Genomic DNA, 18,271 nt, shown 5'->3' on the forward strand with positions numbered 1-18,271 from the left:
CAATAAGGTAGCTTTGCCGGTTACGCGGGAGCGTTCCAGCTCCTAGAATCAGGTTTTTTTCAGCGCGCACGCCTTGATACCCATCAAACGAACGACGCGCATGGCCTGGCCGGGCATCGCCTGCGCTCCAATCATTCATCAGTCACTGACCCAAGGTTCTCCATGGCTCAATACGTCTTCACCATGCATCGGCTGGGCAAAGTTGTTCCGCCGAAGCGGGAAATCCTGAAAAACATTTCGCTGTCGTTCTTCCCTGGCGCCAAGATCGGTGTACTCGGTCTCAACGGTTCGGGTAAGTCCACGCTGCTGAAAATCATGGCGGGCGTCGATAAAGAGTTCGACGGTGAAGCCCGTCCGATGCCGGACCTGAATATTGGCTACCTGCCGCAAGAACCGATTCTGGACCCGACCAAAACCGTGCGTGAAGTGGTCGAGGAAGCGGTCAGCGTGATCAAGGACGCTCAGGCGCGCCTGGACGAGGTTTACGCGGCCTACGCTGAACCGGATGCCGACTTCGACAAACTGGCGGCAGAACAGGCCAAGCTTGAAGCCATCCTGCAAGCCAGCGACGGTCACAACCTGGATCGCCAACTGGAAGTCGCCGCCGATGCGCTGCGTCTGCCAGCGTGGGATGCCAAGGTCGAAGTCCTGTCCGGTGGTGAAAAGCGTCGTGTGGCCCTGTGCCGCCTGCTGCTGTCCGCTCCGGACATGCTGCTGCTCGACGAACCGACCAACCACCTGGACGCCGATTCCGTCGCCTGGCTGGAGCACTTCCTGCACGATTTCCCGGGCACCGTGGTTGCGATCACGCACGACCGTTACTTCCTGGACAACGTCGCCGGCTGGATCCTCGAGCTCGACCGCGGCGCCGGTATCCCTTACGAGGGCAACTATTCGGGTTGGCTCGAAGCCAAGTCCGATCGTCTGGCGGCCGAATCCAAGCAGCAATCGGCTCACGAAAAGGCCATGAAGGAAGAACTGGAGTGGGTGCGCAAAGGCGCCAAGGCCCGCCAGTCCAAATCCAAGGCTCGTCTGCAACGCTTCGAAGAAATGCAATCGCAGGAATTCCAGAAGCGCAGCGAAACCAACGAGATCTACATTCCGGCCGGTCCGCGTCTGGGCGACAAGGTTATCGAGTTCAAGAACGTCAGCAAGGGCTACGGCGATCGCGTGTTGATCGACAACCTGTCGTTCTCCATGCCTAAAGGCGCCATCGTTGGCGTGATCGGCGGTAACGGTGCCGGTAAATCGACCCTGTTCCGCATGCTGATGGGCAAGGAAACACCGGATTCGGGCTCCATCGAAGTCGGCGAAACCGTACAACTGGCGTGCGTCGACCAGAGCCGTGAAGACCTGGATGGCAGCAAGACTGTGTTCCAGCAGATCTCCGACGGTTCCGACCAGATTCGCATCGGCAACTACGAGATCCCGTCGCGCACCTACGTTGGTCGCTTCAACTTCAAGGGCGGCGATCAGCAGAAGTTCGTCAAGGACCTGTCCGGTGGTGAGCGTGGTCGCTTGCACCTGGCCCTGACCCTGAAAGAGGGCGGCAACGTCCTGCTGCTCGACGAACCGTCCAACGACCTCGACGTTGAAACCCTGCGTTCCCTGGAAGAGGCCTTGCTGGACTTCCCGGGCGCCGCCATTGTGATCTCCCACGATCGGTGGTTCCTTGACCGCGTCGCGACTCACATCCTGGCGTACGAAGACGACTCGCAAGCGGTGTTCTTCGAAGGCAACTACACCGAGTACGAAGCCGATCGCAAGAAACGCCTCGGCGAAGCGGCTTCCCAGCCGCACCGGGTACGGCACAAGAAGCTGGCCTGATATCAGGTTGGTCGCATAGAAAAAACGGAGCCTTTGGGGCTCCGTTTTTTTATGGGTGTTCAGTAAGACCGAGTCGCGGCCTTCGCGAGCAAGCCCGCTCCCACAGGGATCTGTTTCAGGCTCGGATTTTGAGAGCGCTCGAGAACTCTTGTGGGAGCGGGCTTGCCCGCGAAGGCGTCATCGAACTCACCCGGCCTCTATGGCCAACACCTCAATCACCAAATCCCCCGCCGGTCGCTTCCACAACACTTCATTGCCCACTTGCGTCCCGAGCAACGCCCGTCCCAGCGGCGAGCTCCAATTGATCAAGCCATGGGTGGCATCCGCCTGGTCTTCTCCGACCAATTGCACGCGCTGCTCATGATCGTGTTCGTCGGCAAAGGTCACCCAGTTGCCGATCTGCACTTTGTCGGTCGAGGAGGCTTGTGCGACCACCTGGGCGCTTTGCAGGCGCTGCTTGAAGTAGCGCCAGTCGCGATCGAGGTCGGCCTGGCGCTGCTTATCGGCCAGTTCGCCTTTGGCGCTTTCCTGGTCAAGCAGGCTTTGCAGCTCGGCAACTTTTGCCTGAAGCTGCGCCAGGCCCGCTGGCGTGACGTAATTGGGCTGCGCGCTGACCTGCCGTTCGACTGGCTGATCGGCTTGCGCGGCGGCGTTATCTTCATTGACGAAGGCGCGACTCATGCTGTTCTCCCGTTATAGGGTTTGGGCCATGGTCGCAGGCTTTAAGTTTCGACGAATGTCTGTAAACGACTTATTGCGAGCGATAGGCTCGCGCGGCGTCCCTGTCTTTCTCTTGTTGCCAGGCCCGTTCGCGCTCGTCCCAATGGCGGTCCTTGTACTCGTTACGATCCTCGTTTTCACGCATGGCCTGGCACTGACGGAAGCCATCGGTCCAGCCTTCGGCGTATTGCTTGTCCTTGAGGTAACGCGGGACATTTTTGCGAAACTCACCGGTGATCGCCCCAGCGGCTTGCCGGCCACTGCTGCAACCGTCATCGAAGCCATCGGCGAATGCCGGCGGATAACCCTTGGCGATCAGATCCTCGTGGGTCGATTGGCACCCCGTGATCACTACCAATAACCCCAACACACCCACGCAACGCCACATCCCGGACTCCTGGGCCGTTCAACGGCCTATAAGGGAAGTCTAGAAGCGGATTTGTCGGGTGTATGTGAAAGGCTTGTGATTAATCTGTGGGCGTACAAGGATTCAATGTGGGAGCGGGCTTGCTCGCGAAGGCGGAGTGTCAGACAACATTGATGCCGACTGACACTCCCTCATCGCGGGCAAGCCCGCTCCCACAGGGACTTGCGTCAATAGTGATACCACTTCACCTCAAGCATCACTTCGTTTTCGGGCGAAGCCAGGTGGCTGAATTCGCGCTGGGCGCTCAGACGCACACCCAGATTGCGCGACAGTTCCCACTGCTGATTCAGGCTCATGCTGCGGCGCACTTCGCCATTGGTGAAGTAATCACCCTTGGCTTCCAGGCTGAAATTGCCCAGCGGGTTTTTCCATAGCAGGCCGCTGTTGAATCCCGCTGCCGGGGCGATGAAACCCGCGAAGTCGTTGTTATGCTCAACACGCACGGTGCCCAAGGCAAAACCGAGCATATCGTCACCCAGTTGCCAGGTCCCACCGCCACCGCCATTGACATGGCTGACCAGGGTTTCGTCATCATGCTTGCCCGGTACGCGTTCCAGGCCGCCGGTGACTTGCCATGACAGCGGCTGCAACAATTCATTGCGAGGCGTCAGCGAGCGGATGGTCGCCAGGTCCAGTTGCTGCAACTGCCAGTCATTGCCTTCGTATTGACGCAGCTTCATCTGCAGAATTTCGATCTGCGCGCCGAGGGGGAAGCTTTCCATGTTGTCATTGAGGTCGTGATAGGCCATGCGCAGGCCATATTCGCCAAAGGCTTTGTCGCCTCGAGTGCCGATGCCGGCCTGCCAGGTGCGGGATTCGTGACCGTCCTCGGGCAAGCCGGGTTGCGGGATTTCCAGCTCCGGGGGCGGGTTTTGATTGATTGCGCGCAGCAATTCGAAACTGCGTTGAGACCGTTGCGGGTCACGCTCCTGACCGTTGGCGCGATAACGCTCCAGACGATAAGCCGCATCGATGATCAACGCCTGACGGTCGCGAGGAAGGGCCATGAACGCCGGAGTCTGCAATTGCTGCTGATCGGCGCTGACGTTCAGTACCCATTCCTGTTCTTCAAAGGTTAATGGCTCGGCACGGCTCAGCAGTTCGCGCTCACGGGACGGGCGATACTCGATCGATTCCACCAGTCCGGCTTCTTTCACCGCTTTGACCGTGTCGGTGGGGATAGCGGTCAACGGGAATTGCTCGGTCAAATGCAGGCTCGGCCGTGCCACTTGCAACAGCTCAAGCAGGCGGTAGGAGCAGTTTTCGTCGAAGAAAAAATAGTCGAACTGGATCTGCTTGAGTTCCCAGACGTGTTCGACCATACGCTCGGTTTCCTGCTGGGTCAGGTTCAGGCGGTATTCCCACAGGTCGCGGTTCTCGAGGCTGCGGTATTCCGAGAGTTTTTCCTGATACGGCACCAGCGCGAACAGCCCGGGATAACCGCCCATCAAGCCTTTCCAGGCGTAAAGAATGCTGTTGTCCGAACCTTCGATGTAGGCGCCGAAGTTGATAGCGTAACTGAGCAGTGATGTCTTGTCGCTCTGCACATTGGCCTGATCGATGCGCAACAAGGTGTGGCCAAACATCGACGATGGGCTGTTCAGGTAGGCCGCCGGGAAAATCATCACCGCGCTGTGGGGCGAAACATCCTTGAACCATTGCTTGAACTCAGCACAGTCCTGCGTCGGCAGATCGCTCAACTCAAGTTGCGCCTTGAGCCAGCGGGTGCGGGCCGGATAAACGCATTGGGCATGCTGCTCGCCGGCACTGGCCGGGGCGTATAGTGCCTGCACGGTCGCCGCCAGTTCACGGTCGGGGTGTTCGTTGCCATCGGGGGCGAGAAAGAATTTCTTGTCGCTGACATAGCTGCGCCAGCCACCGAGCTTGGCGGTTTCGTAATGCCCCAGGGAAATCCAGAAGGGGTCGTTGGCCAGTTGCTGCAAACGTTGATTGTCGATGTGTGGCGCGGCGGACAGCGGGGCGCAGACACAGAGCGCCAGCCAGGCAAGGCGTTTGAGCATAGTGAGCAACTTAAGTCGAAAGAAACAAAGACCCAAAGGGGCAGGCCAAAAGGGCCAGGTCCAAAAAACAAAACCCGCTCCCCGGAAGGAGCGGGTGGGTCGAGCTTAAGCTTGAGTAGCGTACTTGGCCAGACGAGGGTCGCTTTTCAGCACGGCCAGGGTGTTGGTATGCACGTCATCAGCGGTCACGTCAGCTTTGCTGAAGATTTGCTGGAAGTGCTGATGAGTCACAGCGGCGAAATGCGCACGGTCTTCCGGCGCCACGCCCAGTACCACGGCGTAAGTGGTCAGCGCTTCGCCCTGACCTTTGGCCATGTCTTCGGACAGCTCGTTCATCATGCCATTCATGGCGATCCAGGATTTGCCGCCATAGGTCAGCGACGCATTGGTCGAGCAACCGTTGGTGCCGGAGGTCATACCGAACGTTGCGTTACCGGAAGTGCCGTTGGTGGTGGATGCCAGGAAGTGTGCCGGGGTGCCACGCTGACCTTCGAACAGCATGTTGCCCCAACCGCAGTCCGGACCGCCTGGCGCCTGAGCCATGGCGTTGATGGATACAGCGGTGAAGAGAGTACCGAGAAGAATCCGTTTCATAGCTATGTTCTCTTTGTGTGCATACCAATGGACAAGGGTGCTGGCCCCTAATGGTGCCAGTGGGCCGGTTATCATCCAGCCGCGCAGCTTGGAGTTTAGGCAGGTTCCGGGGGTTCCGTAATCTTTTGCGAAACATTCCTTGAAAACACTGATTTTGACCCGCTCGGCCCGGGGCTGACGCTTTGTCTAGACTTTGGCTTGAGGCGCGCCTTGCCAGTGAGGTACGGGCAGCGCCAGAATGCCGCTATCTGCCCCGCCTGATGTAAGGAAGCCCGATGCCTGATCCTGTTGCTGCCAGCTTGCGTCTAGCGCCTGAAGCGCTGACCCGTCCGTTTTCCGCTGAACAGTTCAGCTTCTCTACCACCAATGATCTGGAGCCCTTCCGCGGTGTGCTTGGCCAGGAACGCGCGGTCGAAGCCTTGCAGTTCGGTGTGGCCATGCCACGCCCCGGTTACAACGTATTCGTCATGGGCGAGCCCGGCACCGGTCGGTTTTCGTTCGTCAAACGCTACCTCAAGGCCGAAGGCAAACGCCTGCAGACCCCGGCGGACTGGGTTTACGTCAATAATTTCGATGAACCACGCGAGCCTCGTGCGTTGGAATTGCCGTCGGGCACCGCCGGTGCCTTCATCGGCGACATCAACGGTTTGATCGACAACCTGCTGGCGACCTTTCCGGCGGTGTTCGAGCACCCGTCCTACCAGCAGAAGAAAAGCGCCATCGACCGCGCTTTCAATCAGCGTTATGACCGTGCACTGGATGTGATCGAGCGTCTGGCGCTGGAGAAAGAGGTCGCGCTCTACCGCGACAGCAGCAACATTGCCTTCACCCCGATGAGCGAAGGCAAGGCGCTGGATGAGGCGGAATTCGCCCAGTTGCCGGAAGCCGAGCGCGAACGTTTTCACGACGACATTTCCGGGCTGGAAGAGCGGTTGAACGAAGAACTCGCCAGCTTGCCGCAATGGAAGCGCGAGTCGAGCAATCAACTGCGTCAGCTCAACGAAGAAACCATCACCCTGGCCTTGCAGCCATTGCTCGCTCCGCTGTCGGAAAAGTACGCGGAAAACGCCGGTGTTTGCGGTTACCTGCAAGCGATGCAGGTGTACCTGCTCAAGACGGTGGTCGAGCAACTGGTGGACGACAGCAAGACCGACGCCATCGCCCGCAAATTGCTCGAAGAGCAATACGCCCCGAGCCTGGTGGTCGGTCATCCGTTCAGCGGCGGTGCGCCAGTGGTCTTCGAGCCGCACCCGACCTACGACAACCTGTTCGGCCGCATCGAATACAGCACCGATCAGGGCGCGCTCTACACCACCTATCGGCAGCTGCGACCGGGTGCGCTGCACCGGGCCAACGGCGGTTTCCTGATTCTCGAAGCGGAAAAAATGCTCAGCGAGCCTTTTGTCTGGGATGCGCTCAAGCGCGCCCTGCAATCGCGCAAGCTGAAAATGGAGTCACCGCTGGGTGAATTGGGCCGTCTGGCCACCGTGACGCTGACACCGCAACACATTCCGTTGCAGGTCAAAGTCGTCATCATCGGCGCCCGACAGCTCTACTACACGCTGCAAGACCTCGATCCGGACTTCCAGGAGATGTTCCGCGTCCTGGTGGATTTCGATGAAGACATCCCGATGGTCGACGAGAGCCTGGAGCAGTTCGCCCAGTTGCTCAAAACCCGTACGTCCGAGGAAGGCATGGCGCCGCTGACCGCCGATGCGGTGGCGCGCCTGGCGACTTACAGCGCGCGTCTGGCAGAACATCAGGGGCGTCTGTCGGCTCGGATCGGCGATCTGTTCCAGCTGGTCAGCGAGGCGGATTTCATTCGCGACCTGGCGGGCGACGACATGACCGACGCCGGGCACATCGAGCGTGCGCTCAAGGCCAAGGCCACCCGTACCGGGCGCGTTTCGGCGCGGATTCTCGATGACATGCTGGCCGGGATCATTCTGATCGACACCGATGGCGCGGCGGTTGGCAAGTGCAACGGGCTGACGGTACTGGAAGTCGGCGATTCGGCCTTCGGGGTGCCGGCGCGGATTTCCGCCACGGTTTATCCGGGCGGCAGCGGCATCGTCGACATCGAGCGTGAGGTCAACCTTGGTCAGCCGATCCACTCCAAAGGCGTGATGATCCTCACCGGGTATCTGGGCAGCCGTTATGCCCAGGAATTCCCGCTGGCGATTTCCGCGAGTATCGCTCTGGAGCAGTCCTATGGTTATGTCGACGGCGATAGCGCGTCTCTTGGCGAAGCGTGCACGCTGATCTCGGCCTTGTCGAAAACCCCGCTCAAGCAGTGCTTCGCGATTACCGGTTCGATCAACCAGTTCGGTGAAGTGCAGGCGGTGGGTGGGGTCAACGAGAAGATCGAAGGTTTCTTCCGACTCTGCGAAGCCCGTGGTTTGACCGGTGAGCAAGGGGCGATCATTCCTCAGGCCAACGTTGCCACGTTGATGCTCGACGAGAAGGTGCTGGCGGCGGTGCGCGCAGGGCAGTTTCATGTCTACGCAGTGCGCCAGGCCGACGAGGCTCTGAGCCTGTTGGTCGGCGAGCCAGCCGGCGCGCCGGATGAGAATGGCGCATTCCCTGAAGGCAGCATCAACGCGCGGGTAGTGGAACGCTTGCGGGTGATTGCGGAAATGATCAGCGAGGAAGACCTCAAGGAAGCCGAAAAGGAGTTGGCGCAGGAAGCGATGCTGGAAATCAAACCGGCCTGACACAACCCCCATGTGGGAGCGGGCTTGCTCGCGAAGACTGACTAACATTCAACATCAATGTCGACTGTTATGCCGTCTTCGCGAGCAAGCCCGCTCCCACAGGTTGTTTTTGCAAACTGTATTCAATGCAAAAGAGCGCCATCGAAATGGCGTCAATATTCACGCAGTGACCACTCGGCACCTTCTGATTCTGGTTCGCGTGCGAGCCAGACTTTTCTTCTATTATCTGCTCAAGGATATCGACAGTAATCACTGGATCGAGACAGCCTTCCCGTGGAGGCTGAATACCGGATCTACCGAGGGTCGCCGCCATGTCGCGCAACCTCTGTCTCACCCGTCAATGCCTGGGCCTTGTGACCCGTATCGAATGTGCTATCCGCCCGCTGGCGGGAGATACGGGCATGTGGACCTTGCTCTTCGCCGCCGGAATGGCCGGCGAGCAGCCTTCTGCCATCAAGGCCCAAGGCCCGTTCCGTGGGCCGGTCGTGGCGGAATCGATCCTCGACACCATCGTTGAAAGTCTGACCTTGCATGGTTACGAGCTGGCCGACGACCCGCAAATCTGGTGCCTGCATCTGCAAGCCCAGTTGCGAGAGATCAATGGTGGTCGTTACCGCAACCTTAGCGGACCCGAGTTTCGGCCCGAGCACTGAACAGGCTATTGATCAAGGCTGCCTGGCTCAGCCTTGTCGAGTTTGACCTCAAACCCATATTGCACGGTGGTGAGGTTCGTTCGCTGATAAGTTTCCAGACGTGTGGGCTGGCCATAGAAGTAATGCACTGCAAATAACGCCGGGCCTTGCGCGCTCGCGTCGTGACTGACCGACAGAATCTCTTTCAAATAATTGCCGCTGTCGTCCTTGGCGAAAAAACGCCAGTCCTGGGCGGGAAACAGTTTCAAATCAACCACCAACGCATTCCCTTTGAATTCCAGGCCTTTGGGCAATTGGCGGGCGTCGTACGTTTGCTGCTCGACAGTCGCCAGGTACTGCGGCATGGAGCCCACGGCGTAGGCCGGGGTTTCCGGGAACAGGTTCAGATCATAGGTGATGGCGCCGCGTATCGGATCGACCTGATACGCTTCCGGCGGCAGCTCGATCGGCCCATCGCGCTGGCCGTTGCGATCTTGGGTAAAGAACGTCACCGGGCTTTCGCCGGGATTGAAAGAAGTGCCGAGCAACTCGTCATTGAAGCTTCTGGGATGATCGAACTCGATGCGCGCGGCACTCGGGTCATCCACCGATTGACTGATGCTGATGCTTTTTTTCAGTTGTTTCTCGCCCAGCGTTGCGCCCTTGAGCCAAGTCGCGGCCTGGTCGTCATACACCACCACCGGCAAGGTCAGTGGCTGGATGGTTTTTTCCGTGGTGTGCGGGTCGAAGCGGCGTATCGGCAGGTCCAGGTCCTTGTGAGTCACCGTGACCGTCGAGAAGTCCAGCAGGCTGACTTCGACCGTGTCGATCGGCCCGTTGAAGTAGACCTTGGTGTAATGCCGGGTTTGTTGCTTTTCAAACGCACGCTGCTCGTCATCGAGCTGTTTTTCGAACGCTTCGTTCCACGCCTTCTGCAGTTGCATCTGCGCCAGCTGTTTTTGATAAAACGCAATTTGCGCGGCGGTTTCGTTGATCGCACCTGAACGAGAGAGGAATTGCCCGGTGGCGTCCCTGGCCTGAACGATCAATGGGGTGAGTGATATGTCGCGTATCTCGGGGGCCAGCGGCGTGCTATTACTGAATTCGATTTCGGCGTAGTTATCCCCCAGTTTCAATAAGGTGACACTGAGATTGTCGTTGGTGCGAGTCTGGCCGACGTCCTTTTTCGTCAGGTCGAAACTGTAGAGCCGGCGTGGGGCGATGACTTCCACCTTGCCTTGCAGGCTCACCGGTTGTGGTTGGTTCTTCTTGTCCACATCCAGGCCTTCGATGAAGGGGTAGGTCACCGTCAAATCATCGGGGTTGGTCAGGTTGGAGCTCGACGGGCTCAGCTGAATGCCGGGATCGGTTTCCGACCATTCCGGCTGGAACGCGATGACGCGCTTGTTGCTCAGGGTCACCGATTGCCATTCCAGGCCATGAGGAAAAAGGAACGCGCCCGGAATGTTGAAGTTGAAGGGGAATACCGGTTGCAGATCGGTCAGGTAATCCGAGCTGGACTCCTTGTGTAACACGAGCAGACCGTTAATGTAGGTGTCGACCAGGGCCTGGGGTGTGGGGTAGTGCTTGAGCACGGCGAGGGCGTCTTCGCCGTATTCGGTGACCACTGGTTTGGTGTCGAGTTTGAGTTGTGCGCGCTCGAGTAACAATAGGGAGCCGCCTAGCTCGGCCACGGCATCCTTGAGTTTGGGGTCCTCGATCGTCTCCAGGGATTGTTCGAACTGTGCGATCTTTTCTTCGAGGCTGACCTGGCGTTTCTCATCGTTGGGTGAGCAGCCACCGAGCAACAATGCGAAGCAAAGCCCGGCACTCGTTAACGGCAATCGCACATCCATTTCCAGTCTTCCTGTCCGACGTCGCTGACCTGTCAATCATCTGGACACTAGCAGAAAAACTTTGTCACACACACGCAGGTTGCGGATTTTCCGGCGGTTTCTGGGTGTAACAGGTGGCTGTTATACTCGCCGCCATTTCCAGCCCCTTGTGTGAGATTCAATGGAACGCTTTATCGAAAATGCAATGTACGCCTCCCGCTGGTTACTGGCGCCGATCTATTTCGGTTTGTCCCTGGGCTTGCTGGCGTTGGCACTGAAATTCTTCCAGGAAGTCTTCCACGTCATCCCTAACGTGTTCTCGATGGCCGAGTCGGATCTGATTCTGGTCCTGCTGTCGCTGATCGACATGGCGCTGGTGGGCGGCTTGCTGGTGATGGTGATGATCTCCGGTTACGAGAACTTCGTTTCTCAGCTGGATATCGACGACAGCAAGGAAAAGCTCAACTGGCTAGGCACCATGGATTCGTCTTCGTTGAAGATGAAGGTCGCGGCGTCCATCGTGGCGATTTCGTCCATCCACCTGCTACGGATCTTCATGGACGCCAAGAACGTCGATCCCGAGCATTTGAAGTGGTACGTGGTCATTCACATGACCTTCGTGGTGTCGGCGTTTGCCATGGGCTATCTGGACAAGCTGACCAAGCACTGATCGACTAATCCTTGTGGGAGCGTGGCTTGCCCGCGATAGCATCGCCTCGGTCTGACGATAAACCGCGGTGATGCCATCGCGGGCAAGCCACGCTCCTACAGTTTTGTGAAACAGACGGGTGGTGTCGTCTGTGGCTTGTACTTTGGCCCGCCGAGGCATATCCATGTAGAGGTCCTGGCTCGCCACTGCCTGAGGTGCGCTCATGAACCTGCAAGAGTTGAATGCGTATGCCGTCGCCGGAAAGATCGATGAGCTGAACCTGATCTCGATGGAAGGCGTGTTTTACGTGCTGGAGGCACGGATGCATGGCGCGGGGCATCCATTGCGCGATGCGCACGGCGAGATATTGCATCTGCGCTCGGTCGAGCATGCGCGTGAAGTGCTTCATGCCTTTCCCAAGTTGTCGTTCAACGTCGTGCATACCTCGGTTCAGGATGAAATGTGCGGTGCCAGCACCGAGGAAAGCCTGAAAGTACCGATCACTTTCCGTTCCGCGTGACAGGGCCGACACGGCTCATCAACGTGACGGCATCTGTGCTAGTCTGCTCGCCCTTTTGATTCCGGGCGCTCCGGGATGCGCTGTGCATGCACGGCAAGTTCCAGGGCCGTCCGCACAACGGAGCAGTGTCATGTCCGAAGTAAATCTGTCCACCGACGAAACCCGCGTCAGCTACGGCATTGGCCGTCAGTTGGGCGACCAGCTGCGTGACAATCCGCCTCCGGGCGTTAGCCTGGACGCAATCCTGGCTGGCCTGACCGACGCGTTCGCCGGCAAGCCAAGCCGTGTGGGTCAGGAAGAAATGTCCGCCAGCTTCAAGGTTATCCGCGAAATCATGCAAGCCGAAGCTGCAGCCAAGGCTGAAGCCGCTGCTGGCGAAGGCCTGGCTTTCCTGGCTGAAAACGCCAAGCGCGAAGGCATCACCACTCTGGCTTCCGGCCTGCAATTCGAAGTGCTGACTCAAGGTGAAGGCGCCAAGCCAACCCGTGAAGACCAAGTGCGCACTCACTACCACGGCACCCTGATCGACGGCACTGTGTTCGACAGCTCCTACGATCGTGGTCAGCCTGCAGAATTCCCGGTAGGCGGCGTTATCGCTGGCTGGACCGAAGCCCTGCAACTGATGAACGCCGGCAGCAAATGGCGTCTGTACGTGCCGAGCGAACTGGCTTACGGCGCTCAAGGCGTTGGCAGCATTCCGCCGCACAGCGTACTGGTATTCGACGTCGAACTGCTCGACGTTCTGTAATGCCCGGCCTGTCGTCATGACGGGCTAATGTGGGGGCGAGCCTGCTCGCGATGCAGTCAACTCTGTTTTTCCGTGAAACCGAGGTGATGCCATCGCGAGCAGGCTCGCTCCCACAGTTTTTTGCGTTGTCTCATAGTTCGATCTTATGGTTCAGATCGCTGGTCGGGCGCAACGCCCGGGCATAGCAGAACAGAAACAGATTGCGCACCAGTTCCTTGAGCACCACCGGCTCGCTGGAACTTAAACCGTTGACGTCCAGATCACCCTGATCCTGCAGTTCGTTCAAGGCTTCTTCTTCAAGTACCGCACAAACTTCCCCGGTTTCCCGATGCAGGATTCTGAGGTAGGGGTGTGGGCGGTCCAGCCAGGCATCGATCAAATAAGTCATGAGTCTCATCTCCATTGATGGGTTTCAATGAGAATAATTCTTATTCATCAAATAGCAAGGGCCTATTGGCGGTTTGTGTTTTTTTCTGTGGGGAAATTGCTGAGTGTCAAAACGACTGGCGTTTGGCTATTGCGCGGGAATGCTGGGTGATTCGGGGAAGGGCGAAGCACCATCCCGCGCCGGGCGCGGGATGGAATGCAGCAGACTCAGACTTTTCTGACGAACTCGGATTTGAGTTTCATCGGGCCGATGCCATCGATCTTGCAGTCGATGTCGTGGTCGCCATCGCACAGGCGGATGTTCTTGACCTTGGTGCCGACCTTGACCACCAACGATGTGCCTTTGACCTTGAGGTCCTTGATCACGGTGATGGTATCGCCGTCCTGCAGGACATTGCCGACCGAATCCTTTTTCACGGTGTCATCGGACGCCGCTTCGGCTTCACCGCTGGCGGACCATTCGTGGGCGCACTCGGGGCAGATCAGCTGGGTGCCGTCTTCGTAGGTGTATTCGGAATTGCATTTTGGGCAGGGTGGCAGCGTGCTCACTAAGGCTCCTTGGATTCAGGATCGCTAAAAAGCGCACATTGTATAGGGTTTTTAAGGCGCAGGGAGCTGAAAGCAAAAGATCGCAGCCTTCGGCAGCTCCTGCAGGGTTTTGTGGACACCTGTAGGAGCACCGAAGGCTGCGATCTTTTGATCTTAATGCGTGCGGGCGACCGCGAACTCACTCAACTCAACCAGCGCATCGCGGTATTCGCTGGCGGGCAGGGCGTCGAGGCACTTGATCGCACGGGCCACGTAATCGCGGGCCAGTTGCGCGGTGTAATCCAGCGAACCGGAAGCTTCAACAGCTTCGCGAATGCTTTCCAGATCTTCGATGCCACCTTTCTGGATCGCCCGACGAACCAGTGCGGCCTGCTCCGGAGTGCCTTCGCGCATGGTGTAGATCAGCGGCAGAGTCGGTTTACCTTCGGCCAGATCGTCGCCGACGTTCTTGCCCAGGGTTTCGGCATCGCCACGGTAATCCAGCAGGTCGTCGACCAATTGGAAGGCCACCCCCAGGTGATCGCCGAAGGTGCGCAGTGCTTCGCTCTGTTCCGGCGAGGCACCGGCCAGAGCGGCGGCACTGTGGGTCGAGGCTTCGAAGAGCATCGCGGTTTTGCCGCGGATGACTTCCATGTAGGTTTCTTCGGTGGTGCTGGCGTCGCGGACCTTCGACAGCTGCAACACTTCGCCTTCAGCGATGATGCGCGTGGCTTGCGAAAGGATCTTCATCACCGGCATGGAGCCCAGTTCGACCATCATTTCGAAAGAGCGCGAATACAGGAAGTCGCCCACCAGCACGCTTGGCGCATTGCCCCACATGGCGTTGGCGGTCGAGCGGCCACGGCGCATACCGGACATATCGACAACGTCGTCATGCAGCAAAGTGGCGGTGTGCAGGAACTCGATGGTCGCGGCCAGCAGGCGCAGGTCATCGCCTTCACGGCCGAGTGCCTTGCCGCACAGCAGCACGAGCAACGGGCGCAGGCGTTTCCCGCCAGCCGAGGTAATGTAGTCGCCGATTTTCGATACCAGCGGCACTCGGGAAGTCAGCTGTTTCTTGATGATGCCGTCGACGGCGCTAAAATCGTCCGCCACCGCGCGGTAGAAAGCTTGGGGTTGCATCAGCGACAGTTGCTCCAGAAGGGTTGCGCGGCATGCTAGGACCCACGTCGGCGGGTGTCAAGGCACGATAGACGACCACTTGCAACGCTCAAGCAGCTTGCGTACAATCGCGCACCCTGAACTTCCTGGGCAGCACCTGCCTTACGCAATTGCAAACAGGCCTTCCAGCCTTATGCAGCCATGCCAGCCAATACCTCTTCTTATAAAGAGCTGGGTGAGCAGGATTATCGGAGAAATACCATGTCTTATGCAGTAATCGTTACTGGTGGCAAGCAGTACAAAGTTGCTCCAGGTGAATACCTGAAGATCGAAAAACTGGAAATCGCTACCGGCGAATCCGTTACTTTTGATCGCGTTCTGTTGGTTGCCAATGGCGACGACGTGAATATCGGCGCTCCAGTTGTTCCTGGCGCTACCGTTGTGGCTGAAGTGATCTCCCAAGGTCGTCACGATAAAGTCCGCATCATCAAGTTCCGTCGTCGTAAGCACCACATGAAGCGTATGGGCCACCGCCAGTGGTACACCGAGATCAAAATCACCGGTATTCAGGCTTAATTTCAGCCTAATTCCTCACTAGGAGAATTGAACTCATGGCACACAAAAAAGCTGGTGGTAGTACCCGTAACGGTCGCGACTCAGAAGCCAAACGCCTTGGCGTGAAGATGTATGGCGGCCAGGTTATCATTCCGGGCAACATCATCGTGCGTCAGCGCGGCACCCAATTCCACGCTGGCTACGGCGTTGGCATGGGCAAAGATCACACTCTGTTCGCTAAAATCGACGGCGTGATCAAGTTCGAAGTAAAAGGCGCCTTCGGTCGTCGTTACGTAAGCATTGTCCCGAAGACTGACGTCGTCGCGGCATAATTACGTAGTTGCTGGAAAAGCCCTGTCTTGCGACGGGGCTTTTTCGTTTGTGGGGTGAGTCTCTTGCAAAGCTGTTTGTGATGGGCTCCAGCGCTGTATTGGCGGTCGTTGATTGAGGTCGCTGCGCTCATTTTTGCAAGAGTCTTATGTCTAGGTTTTTTCGGCTCGTCCGTATGGCGAGAGGCGTTTTGTTATGAAGTTTGTTGATGAAGTATCGATTCGAGTAAAGGCCGGGGACGGCGGCAACGGTTGCATGAGCTTCCGTCGCGAAAAATTCATTGAAAACGGCGGCCCGAACGGCGGTGATGGTGGTGATGGCGGCTCGGTCTACATGGTCGCCGACGAAAACCTCAACACCCTGGTGGACTACCGTTACACCCGGCACTTCGATGCCGAGCGTGGTTCCAACGGCGGCAGCACTGACTGCACCGGCAAGAAAGGTGAGGAGCTGGTGCTGCGCGTTCCAGTTGGCACTACCGTTATCGATTCCGCGACTCAGGAAGTGATCGGCGACTTGACCAAGGCTGGCCAGCGTCTGTTGGTGGCTCATGGTGGCTGGCACGGTCTGGGTAACACTCGTTTCAAATCCAGCACCAACCGGGCGCCGCGCCAGACCACGCCGGGCAAACCGGGTGAGCAGCGCGACCTGAAACTGGAAATGAAGGTGTTGGCGGACGTCGGTCTGCTCGGTTTGCCGAACGCCGGCAAAAGTACCTTTATTCGCTCGGTATCGGCCGCCAAGCCGAAAGTCGCCGACTACCCGTTCACCACTCTGGTGCCAAACCTGGGTGTGGTCAGCGTAGATCGCTGGAAAAGCTTCGTGGTGGCGGACATTCCGGGTCTGATCGAAGGTGCTTCCGACGGCGCGGGCCTGGGGATTCGTTTTCTCAAGCACTTGTCGCGTACCCGTCTGCTGCTGCACCTCGTCGACATGGCGCCGCTGGATGACACCAGTGCTCCGGATGCCGCTGAAGTAATCGTCAGCGAGCTGACCAAGTTCAGCCCGTCCCTGGCTGAGCGTGATCGCTGGCTGGTGCTGAACAAGTGCGACCAGATCCTTGAAGAAGAGCACGACGCTCGCGTCAAGGAAATCGTTGATCGTCTGGAGTGGACCGGTCCGGTCTACGTGATCTCCGCGATCGCCAAGCAAGGCACCGAGCGTCTTTGTCATGACATCATGCGTTACCTGGAAGATCGTGCCGATCGTCTGGCTAATGACCCGGCCTACAAGGAAGAGCTGGCCGAGCTCGATCAGCGTATCGAAGACGAAGCGCGCGCCCAGCTGCAGGCGCTGGACGATCAGCGTGCCCTGCGCCGCAGTGGCGTGAAGTCGGTTCATGACATCGGTGACGACGATTGGGACGAAGAAGATGTGGATGACGAAGACGGTCCGGAAATCATTTACGTGCGTGACTGATTCGTTGCGATAAACTTAAGCGCCGCTCACTAGAGCGGCGTTTTAGTATCTGGAAATCGGTAGTCACGAATAACGTTACGGGCAGCGCTGGGTCGTGCTGTCCTCAAGCTAAGGTTGAAGATGATGCGGAGCAAGGTGACAGGTGCGCAGCGTTGGGTCGTGAAGATCGGCAGCGCTTTGCTGACGGCGGACGGCAAAGGCCTGGATCGCGCGGCAATGGGTGTCTGGGTCGAACAGATGGTTGCCCTGCACGAGGCGGGTGTTGAGCTGGTGCTGGTGTCCTCCGGGGCAGTGGCGGCGGGTATGAGCCGCTTGGGCTGGACTGTACGACCCAGTGCAATGCACGAGTTGCAGGCCGCTGCCGCCATCGGTCAGATGGGGTTGGTGCAGGCCTGGGAGTCGAGCTTCGCCGAGCATGGCCGGCATACCGCGCAGATTCTCCTGACTCACGACGATTTGTCCGACCGCAAGCGCTACCTGAACGCTCGCAGTACCTTGCGCGCGCTGGTCGAGCTCAAGGTGATCCCGGTGATCAACGAGAACGACACCGTGGTCACTGACGAAATCCGTTTCGGCGACAACGACACGTTGGCAGCGTTGGTGGCGAATCTGGTTGAAGCTGATTTGCTGGTGATCCTCACCGATCGCGACGGCATGTTCGACGCCGATCCGCGCAACAATCCCGATGCCAAGCTGATTTACGAGGCGCGTGCCGATGATCCGGCGCTGGATGCGGTGGCTGGCAGCACGGGCGGTGCACTGGGGCGTGGCGGAATGCAGACCAAGTTGCGCGCTGCGCGTCTGGCGGCGCGTTCCGGTGCGCACACCATCATTGTCGGCGGGCGCATTGATCGCGTGCTGGATCGTCTCAAGGCTGGCGAGCGCATCGGTACCTTGTTGTCACCTGAGCGCGGCATGCTGGCGGCGCGTAAGCAGTGGTTGGCCGGGCATCTGCAAACCCGCGGCACGCTGGTGCTGGATGCAGGGGCGGTGACGGCGTTGTCCCAGGGCAATAAAAGTTTGCTGCCGGTGGGCGTCAAACTGGTCCAGGGCAGTTTCCGTCGCGGCGAAATGGTGGTCTGCGTGGCGCCGGACGGTCGTGAAATCGCCCGTGGCCTGGCTAACTACAGTGCTCTGGAAGCGCAAAAAATCATCGGTCAGTCGTCTGAGGCGATTGTCGGTCTGCTGGGTTACATGGCGGAGCCGGAACTGGTTCACCGCGATAACCTGATTCTGGTCTGAA

The 18,271-nt window shown here is 58.5% G+C and carries 19 protein-coding genes; 10 read left to right on the forward strand and 9 right to left on the reverse strand.

Annotated features, from left to right (window positions below; all coding sequences use genetic code 11):
• The first annotated feature begins 162 nt into the window (after nucleotides 1-162).
• Nucleotides 163-1,827, forward strand: coding sequence for an energy-dependent translational throttle protein EttA (gene ettA, locus ACZ9IM_RS22660; protein WP_008072328.1), 1,665 nt, complete (start codon nucleotides 163-165; stop codon nucleotides 1,825-1,827).
• 186 nt (nucleotides 1,828-2,013) lie between these two features.
• On the opposite strand, the gene ACZ9IM_RS22665 is transcribed toward ettA, so the two are convergent.
• From ACZ9IM_RS22665 to ACZ9IM_RS22680, 4 genes are all read right to left on the reverse strand, one after another.
• Nucleotides 2,014-2,508: a GreA/GreB family elongation factor gene (locus ACZ9IM_RS22665; protein WP_476225017.1), complete on the reverse strand. Its 495-nt coding sequence runs from the start codon at nucleotides 2,506-2,508 to the stop codon at nucleotides 2,014-2,016.
• Nucleotides 2,509-2,578: 70 nt separating this feature from the next.
• Complete coding sequence (locus ACZ9IM_RS22670; protein ID WP_427626804.1) at nucleotides 2,579-2,935, reverse strand: hypothetical protein; 357 nt, start codon at nucleotides 2,933-2,935, stop codon at nucleotides 2,579-2,581.
• Between the two features lie 206 nt (nucleotides 2,936-3,141).
• Nucleotides 3,142-4,995 (reverse strand): Lnb N-terminal periplasmic domain-containing protein, encoded by a 1,854-nt coding sequence (locus tag ACZ9IM_RS22675; RefSeq protein WP_476225018.1) that lies wholly within the window; start codon nucleotides 4,993-4,995, stop codon nucleotides 3,142-3,144.
• Nucleotides 4,996-5,100: 105 nt separating this feature from the next.
• A complete protein-coding gene (locus tag ACZ9IM_RS22680; RefSeq protein ID WP_007901840.1) occupies nucleotides 5,101-5,589 on the reverse strand; it encodes a DUF3015 domain-containing protein in 489 nt (162 codons plus the stop codon).
• A gap of 275 nt (nucleotides 5,590-5,864) precedes the next feature.
• On the opposite strand from ACZ9IM_RS22680, the gene ACZ9IM_RS22685 reads away from it, so the two are divergent.
• A complete protein-coding gene (locus tag ACZ9IM_RS22685) occupies nucleotides 5,865-8,303 on the forward strand; it encodes a Lon protease family protein (protein ID WP_427626808.1) in 2,439 nt (812 codons plus the stop codon).
• 67 nt (nucleotides 8,304-8,370) lie between these two features.
• On the opposite strand, the gene ACZ9IM_RS22690 is transcribed toward ACZ9IM_RS22685, so the two are convergent.
• On the reverse strand, nucleotides 8,371-8,616 hold the full coding sequence (locus ACZ9IM_RS22690; RefSeq protein WP_427626810.1) for a hypothetical protein: 246 nt from the start codon (nucleotides 8,614-8,616) through the stop codon (nucleotides 8,371-8,373).
• Between ACZ9IM_RS22690 and ACZ9IM_RS22695 the strand changes: the two genes are divergently transcribed.
• Entirely contained in the window at nucleotides 8,615-8,956 is a 342-nt protein-coding gene (locus ACZ9IM_RS22695; RefSeq protein WP_007901845.1) for a PA4575 family protein, read from the forward strand. The genes ACZ9IM_RS22690 and ACZ9IM_RS22695 overlap by 2 nt on opposite strands.
• A 5-nt stretch (nucleotides 8,957-8,961) precedes the next feature.
• Here the strand turns inward: ACZ9IM_RS22695 and ACZ9IM_RS22700 are convergent, their stop codons facing one another.
• Complete coding sequence (locus ACZ9IM_RS22700) at nucleotides 8,962-10,791, reverse strand: hypothetical protein (protein WP_476225019.1); 1,830 nt, start codon at nucleotides 10,789-10,791, stop codon at nucleotides 8,962-8,964.
• 160 nt (nucleotides 10,792-10,951) lie between these two features.
• On the opposite strand from ACZ9IM_RS22700, the gene ACZ9IM_RS22705 reads away from it, so the two are divergent.
• The 3 genes from ACZ9IM_RS22705 to ACZ9IM_RS22715 all read left to right on the forward strand — a co-directional run bounded on the left by ACZ9IM_RS22705 (nucleotide 10,952) and on the right by ACZ9IM_RS22715 (nucleotide 12,687).
• Complete coding sequence (locus ACZ9IM_RS22705; protein ID WP_007901849.1) at nucleotides 10,952-11,440, forward strand: TIGR00645 family protein; 489 nt, start codon at nucleotides 10,952-10,954, stop codon at nucleotides 11,438-11,440.
• A 202-nt stretch (nucleotides 11,441-11,642) separates the two neighbouring features.
• The gene (locus ACZ9IM_RS22710) at nucleotides 11,643-11,939 is read left to right on the forward strand and encodes a DUF6482 family protein (protein WP_476225020.1); all 297 of its coding nucleotides are present in this window, start codon (nucleotides 11,643-11,645) and stop codon (nucleotides 11,937-11,939) included.
• Nucleotides 11,940-12,069: 130 nt separating this feature from the next.
• On the forward strand, nucleotides 12,070-12,687 hold the full coding sequence (locus tag ACZ9IM_RS22715; RefSeq protein ID WP_007901858.1) for an FKBP-type peptidyl-prolyl cis-trans isomerase: 618 nt from the start codon (nucleotides 12,070-12,072) through the stop codon (nucleotides 12,685-12,687).
• A gap of 130 nt (nucleotides 12,688-12,817) precedes the next feature.
• Here the strand turns inward: ACZ9IM_RS22715 and ACZ9IM_RS22720 are convergent, their stop codons facing one another.
• The 3 genes from ACZ9IM_RS22720 to ACZ9IM_RS22730 all read right to left on the reverse strand — a co-directional run bounded on the left by ACZ9IM_RS22720 (nucleotide 12,818) and on the right by ACZ9IM_RS22730 (nucleotide 14,745).
• Nucleotides 12,818-13,075: a PA4570 family protein gene (locus ACZ9IM_RS22720; RefSeq protein WP_095632313.1), complete on the reverse strand. Its 258-nt coding sequence runs from the start codon at nucleotides 13,073-13,075 to the stop codon at nucleotides 12,818-12,820.
• Nucleotides 13,076-13,281: 206 nt separating this feature from the next.
• On the reverse strand, nucleotides 13,282-13,623 hold the full coding sequence (locus ACZ9IM_RS22725; protein WP_007970912.1) for a zinc ribbon domain-containing protein YjdM: 342 nt from the start codon (nucleotides 13,621-13,623) through the stop codon (nucleotides 13,282-13,284).
• Between the two features lie 153 nt (nucleotides 13,624-13,776).
• The gene (locus ACZ9IM_RS22730) at nucleotides 13,777-14,745 is read right to left on the reverse strand and encodes a polyprenyl synthetase family protein (protein ID WP_008008687.1); all 969 of its coding nucleotides are present in this window, start codon (nucleotides 14,743-14,745) and stop codon (nucleotides 13,777-13,779) included.
• Between the two features lie 240 nt (nucleotides 14,746-14,985).
• Between ACZ9IM_RS22730 and rplU the strand changes: the two genes are divergently transcribed.
• The 4 genes from rplU (at nucleotide 14,986) to proB (ending at nucleotide 18,270) form a co-directional block, all read left to right on the forward strand.
• Entirely contained in the window at nucleotides 14,986-15,300 is a 315-nt protein-coding gene (gene rplU, locus ACZ9IM_RS22735; RefSeq protein WP_007901869.1) for a 50S ribosomal protein L21, read from the forward strand.
• A gap of 35 nt (nucleotides 15,301-15,335) precedes the next feature.
• The gene (gene rpmA, locus ACZ9IM_RS22740) at nucleotides 15,336-15,611 is read left to right on the forward strand and encodes a 50S ribosomal protein L27 (RefSeq protein ID WP_007901871.1); all 276 of its coding nucleotides are present in this window, start codon (nucleotides 15,336-15,338) and stop codon (nucleotides 15,609-15,611) included.
• Between the two features lie 193 nt (nucleotides 15,612-15,804).
• Nucleotides 15,805-17,028, forward strand: a complete 1,224-nt coding sequence (gene cgtA / locus ACZ9IM_RS22745; RefSeq protein ID WP_007901876.1) for an Obg family GTPase CgtA — start codon at nucleotides 15,805-15,807, stop codon at nucleotides 17,026-17,028.
• 123 nt (nucleotides 17,029-17,151) lie between these two features.
• Complete coding sequence (proB, locus tag ACZ9IM_RS22750; protein WP_032830120.1) at nucleotides 17,152-18,270, forward strand: glutamate 5-kinase; 1,119 nt, start codon at nucleotides 17,152-17,154, stop codon at nucleotides 18,268-18,270.
• Nucleotide 18,271 lies beyond the last annotated feature (1 nt).

This window comes from Pseudomonas sp. TE12508, from assembly GCF_056279485.1.